This window comes from Ruegeria sp. BHSB064 (assembly GCF_059613205.1).
Genome location: NZ_JBXWSB010000197.1, coordinates 1 through 5,350 on the forward strand (window position 1 = coordinate 1; position 5,350 = coordinate 5,350).

Consider the following 5,350-nt stretch of genomic DNA (forward strand, 5'->3'; position numbering starts at 1 on the left):
GATCGATATGGGCAAGGGCCACAACGGCGGCGATCATGGGGTCATCAGGATTGTCCGCCATTTCGCCTTCAAGCTCAGATATGCCTCCCAAAAGGTCGTAATCCGAAATGGCCTTGCCGTCCGTCAGTGCGTGTTCCGCAGCCAGAACCACATCCGATCTTGCCCCAAATGCCAGAAGATCGGCTATTGGCATCCCGTCCGACACCGCGGCGCGATCCTGATCCGCGGTTCGCATTTCCTTGGACAGGTCGGTCCAGCGATCCTGCCTGGCCAAATAGCGACCATGTTCGATTGTGGAATGTCCGATCAGGTTTTCATTACCTGTCTGCACAACAGGAATGTTGAGTTGTCCTTGTTCCGGCAAGGCCGCCGCCAACGCAGACTTCGTCGCGCACAATTCTGGTGCGGCAGGAGCGGATGAGGCTGAGGGTTGGGCAAACATTGCCCGAAACGACCGAAACATGGCGAAACTCAAAAACTGTAAAAACACTTAACGTCTCTCAAATCTGGCGAGATATTGGGCTCAGATCAAGTTAAATGCTTAACAGTTTTCGATTTTTGTGTCCAATTTACCGGTCAGAGGCCCAGTGTTTCAAAAAATAGTAAAATGATGGCGCTCAACACGGAACCCGGCCTGCGTCAGGACCGGTTCCAGCTCCCGATGCGGCGGAAGCGACTCATCCGGCAAACGGATTCGTTTGCCCGAATGCAGAACGATGGACACGCGTACGGACAAGTCCCACCGCGTGTCAAATCGAAAAAAATCAATGTCCTGCAACATGACCTCCGCTTGACGCTTGCCGGTGAACCAGCGTATGGCGGCCGCGTCGATCTGCACGCCAGCGCGCGTGTTCTGGACCACGTCCCATACAGCCGGCAGGGTGCCCAATGCCAGCAGCCATACGATCCACCACGCGGCATCGAACAGAACGACCAGAGCCATCAAGCCAGAATAGACCGCAGCCAGAATGACCAGTGTTCGCGTGTTGCGGTTCTGGCGGGCGAATGTGAATTCAGTCATGCGCCAAGGATACGCGAAACCATTTCACTGGTGTCACGCGACAAGTTCGGGGTTTCGGCTATGCGAGAAAGCTGCGTGCGCATTAGGTCCTGACGGTCGGTATCGTACCGTTTCCACGTCTGAAATGCCGAACACATGCGGGCTGTGGTTTGCGGGTTCACGGGATCTAGCCGGATCAGCCAATCAGCCAGCAGGGCATAGCCTGCCCCGTCAGGCTGATGGAACCCGGCGTGGTTCATGGCCAGTGCGCCCATGACCGCGCGGAACCTGTTCGGGTTCTTCCAGTTGAAGTCGGAATGCTGTGTCAGAGCCTTTGCCACTCCGGGCGTCGCTTCGGGTGCAGCCATTGTCACCTGCAGACCAAACCACTTGTCCATAACCAACCGGTCATGTTGCCACTGGTTGTAGAACGCGGCCAGTTCTGTTTCTCCTTTGCGCGCGCGCAACAGACAGGACAAGGCGGTCAATTGCAGGGTCATGTTATCCGCTTTGGCATAGGACTCAGCTGCCAGTGCCCCGCCGTCCAGTCGGGTGGTCAGCGCCAGAGCAGCGCTGCCAAGGGCGCGTTTGCCGGATTGCGCGGCGTCCGGCGCGTAAGGTCCATCCACTAAGGCTTCGCTGTGCAGGCGCGGTAACAGGTCCTGCAAGTGCTGGGCCGTGGCCTGCCGCAGCGTTTCTGTCGCGGTCCAAATCGCCATGGGGTCGGGGATCTGGTCGTGTTCAAACAGGGTTGTCGCCAGTTCCGATTGCGTCGGCAGCCCCAACATCAGGTCGCGGTAGGCTGGGTCCAGTTCTCCGTCACGCAACACGGCCAGCAACCCGTCAAGGTAATCGGCATCCGGCGCGGCATCATCCAGTATCATCCGCAGCAATGTGTCCTGTGCCAAAGATCGCCCGGCCTGCCAGCGGTTAAACGGATCTGTGTCGTGGGCCAGCAGAAAAGCGCGCTCGGCATTGCTGACGTCATGCTCAAGGATGACCGGCGCTGAGAAGTCCCGCAGGATCGAAGGCGTGGGTTTTGCGGCCAGCCCGGTGAATTGAAAGCTTTGCTCAGCTTCGGTCAGTTCCAGCACTTCGGTCGGGCGGACCTCAACCCCATTTGCCCCCAAAAGGCCCACGGCAACCGGGATCACCTGAGGTTGCTTTTCGTTCTGCCCCGGCGTTGGCTCGGTGCGCTGTTTCAACGTCAGGGTATACGTGCCGTCCGCCCAGTCTTCTGAGACGGTGACGCGCGGCGTGCCCGATTGGCTGTACCAGCGTTTGAATTGGGTCAGGTCGCGGCCTGTGGTGTCTTCGAAGACCTTGATCCAATCTTCGATGGTGCAGGCTTGGCCATCATGGCGGTCAAAGTACAAGTCCAGTGCTTTGGCATAGGCGTCATCCCCGACCAAGCGTTTCAGCATTCCGATCACCTCAGCACCTTTCTCATAGACGGTCGAGGTGTAGAAGTTGTTGATCTCCTGAAAGCTTTCGGGTCGGACGGGGTGCGAGAGCGGTCCATTGTCTTCTGGGAACTGGCGCGCGCGCAGGTCGATGGCATCGTGAATGCGTTTCACCGGGGCCGAGCGCATGTCGGATGTGAACTGCGCATCGCGGAATACCGTCAGTCCTTCTTTCAGACAGAGCTGAAACCAGTCACGGCAGGTGATGCGGTTGCCGGTCCAGTTGTGAAAATACTCATGCGCTATGATGGCTTCGATGCGTTCGAAATTCGCATCGGTTGAAGTTTCGGGGCTGGCCAGAACGGCTGACGAGTTGAAAATGTTCAGCCCCTTGTTTTCCATCGCGCCCATGTTGAAATCATCCACGGCGACGATGTTGAACACATCGAGGTCGTATTCCCTGCCATAGACGTCCTCGTCCCATTTCATGGACTGCTTAAGTGCTTCCATCCCGAACGCACATTTGCCTTCGTCACCGGGACGCACCCAAAGGTTCAATTCCACATCTCGGCCTGATTTGGTGGTGAATTGTCCGGGATGGGCAATCAGGTCGCCTGCGACCAGAGCAAACAGATAGGCCGGTTTAGGCCAGGGATCGGTCCATTCTGCCCAGCCTTCGCCTTTGCCCGACGGGTTGCCGTTGGACAGCAGCACCGGAAGGTCGCCGTTGATGCGCACGGTGAAGGTGGACATCACGTCCGGGCGATCGGGGTAGTAGGTGATCTTGCGAAACCCCTCCGCCTCGCATTGCGTGCAATACATGCCGTTTGACATGTAAAGCCCTTCCAGCGCGGTGTTGTTGCCGGGGTCGATCTCGACCTCGGCCTCCCAAATAAAGGGCGCATCCGGTACGGCAGCGGTCAGCCCCTTGTCGGTCACGTCCGGCGTGATCTCTGCACCGTCGATTGCAGCGCGGATCAGTGTCAGGTCTTCCCCGTGCAGAAAGAACGTCCGGTCCGTGGCATCGGGGTTCGGGCGGAATGCGATACGCGATGTGACCCGGGTGGCATGGTCTGCAAGGTCAAAGGTCAGGTGCACGCTATCCACCAGATAGCCAAACGGTGTGTAGTCTTTCAGGTAAATTGTTGCCGGGGCAGCGTCATGCATCTGGGGCCTCGTATCGGTACGGGTTTGGCGCGACGTTAGGGGCTTCGTTCAGGGGCTGCAACTGGCCTGCGCCATTCACTTGCTGATTTTGAAGCAGCTTGTTGTCCGACCGAATAATGCAAATCGCCCGACGAAAGTTGCCTATCGGAAACTTTCCGCCTAAATGCAGCAAAGCATACAGTGGCACACAATCGCAGGAGAGCGGGAACATGACAGGCAGACACACCCTGAACGGGCTGCAGATTGATCCGATTTTGGCAGAGTTTATCGAGGCGAAGGCGCTGCCGGGAACGGGAGTATCCTCGCAGCAGTTTTGGGCAGGTCTGGCACGATTGGTGAACGAGTTGGGACCGAAGAACCGAGACCTTCTTGCGAAACGGTCTGAAATTCAAAGCCGTATCGACGGCTGGCACATGGCCCGCAAAGGGCAGGAGATTGATCCGGGCGAATATCAAACCTTCCTGAAAGAGATCGGCTATCTGGTCCCAGAAGGCGACGGCTTCCAGATCGAGACGGCAAACGTTGATCCCGAGATTGCCCTTACCCCCGGTCCCCAACTAGTGGTGCCGATCACCAATGCCCGTTTTGCCTTGAATGCTGCCAATGCCCGTTGGGGCAGTCTTTACGACGCGCTTTATGGAACTGACGCTATGGGTGATTTGCCAGCGGGCGGTGGCTATGATGCCGCCCGTGGGGCGCGGGTGATTGCATGGGCCAAAGCCTTTCTGGACGAAGTCATACCACTGGCGTCCGGGTCTTGGGCGGACGTGTCCAGCCTTACAGTGAAGGATGGAGGATTGGTTCCTGCGCTGGGCGACCCCGCGCAATTTGCTGGGTTTGGTGGTGCGGCGGACAAACCGGAATTCGTGCTGCTGAAGAACAATGGCCTGCACATCCAGATCATGATCGATCCTTCCAGTACCATTGGCGCAACCGATCCCGCTGGCATCGCGGATGTCCGGCTCGAGTCAGCGTTGTCGACAATTATGGACTGCGAGGACTCGGTGGCTTGTGTTGATGCCGCTGACAAAGTTGTCGCATACGGCAACTGGTTGGGTCTGATGAAGGGTGACCTGACCGAAGAAGTCACGAAGGGTGCCACGACATTCACTCGCAAACTTGCTGACGACCTGAGCTTCACCACGCCGTCGGGAGGGCAGGCTACCCTGAAAGGCCGATCGCTGATGCTGGTGCGCAATGTGGGCCACCTGATGACCAACCCAGCTGTGCTGGATGCCGAAGGGCGCGAGATTGGTGAAGGGCTGATGGATGCCCTCTGCACTACGTTGATCGCCATGCACGATCTGAAGCGCGAAGGCGGCAACTCGGTTGAAGGTTCGGTCTATGTGGTGAAGCCCAAGATGCACGGGCCCGAGGAAGTTGCCTTCTCGGTCCAAATCTTCGACATGGTCGAAGACATCCTTGGCCTGCCCGGCAATACGGTAAAGTTGGGCATCATGGACGAAGAACGACGCACCTCGGCCAACCTGAAGGAATGTATTCGGGCAGCGAAGTCACGTGTTGCCTTTATCAACACCGGGTTTTTGGACCGGACCGGGGATGAGATCCATACCTCGATGGAAGCCGGTCCGATGCTGCCCAAGGGCGATATCAAGAACACGCCATGGATCGCGTCTTACGAGGACCGTAATGTCGATATCGGTCTGGCCTGCGGCCTGAAAGGCAAGGCGCAGATCGGCAAGGGCATGTGGGCCATGCCGGATCGCATGGGCGACATGCTAGAGGCCAAGATCGGACACCCGATGTCTGGCGCAACCTG

The 5,350-nt window shown here is 57.8% G+C and carries 3 protein-coding genes and 1 pseudogene; 1 reads left to right on the forward strand and 3 read right to left on the reverse strand.

Annotated features, from left to right (window positions below):
* The 3 genes and pseudogenes from AC2FNU_RS23825 to pepN all read right to left on the reverse strand — a co-directional run.
* Positions 1–463 (reverse strand): annotated as a pseudogene (locus AC2FNU_RS23825) (hypothetical protein); the annotation flags it as partial.
* A 129-nt stretch (positions 464–592) separates the two neighbouring features.
* Positions 593–1,021 carry a hypothetical protein gene (locus AC2FNU_RS23830; protein ID WP_496793691.1) on the reverse strand — a complete coding sequence of 143 codons (429 nt, stop codon included), beginning with the start codon at positions 1,019–1,021 and terminating at the stop codon, positions 593–595.
* Entirely contained in the window at positions 1,018–3,570 is a 2,553-nt protein-coding gene (gene pepN, locus AC2FNU_RS23835; protein WP_496793696.1) for an aminopeptidase N, read from the reverse strand. Before pepN ends, AC2FNU_RS23830 begins: the two co-directional genes overlap by 4 nt.
* 209 nt (positions 3,571–3,779) lie before the next feature.
* Here pepN and AC2FNU_RS23840 point away from each other — a divergent pair.
* A partial coding sequence (locus AC2FNU_RS23840) for a malate synthase G (protein WP_496793700.1) occupies positions 3,780–5,350 on the forward strand: 1,571 nt, incomplete at its 3' end.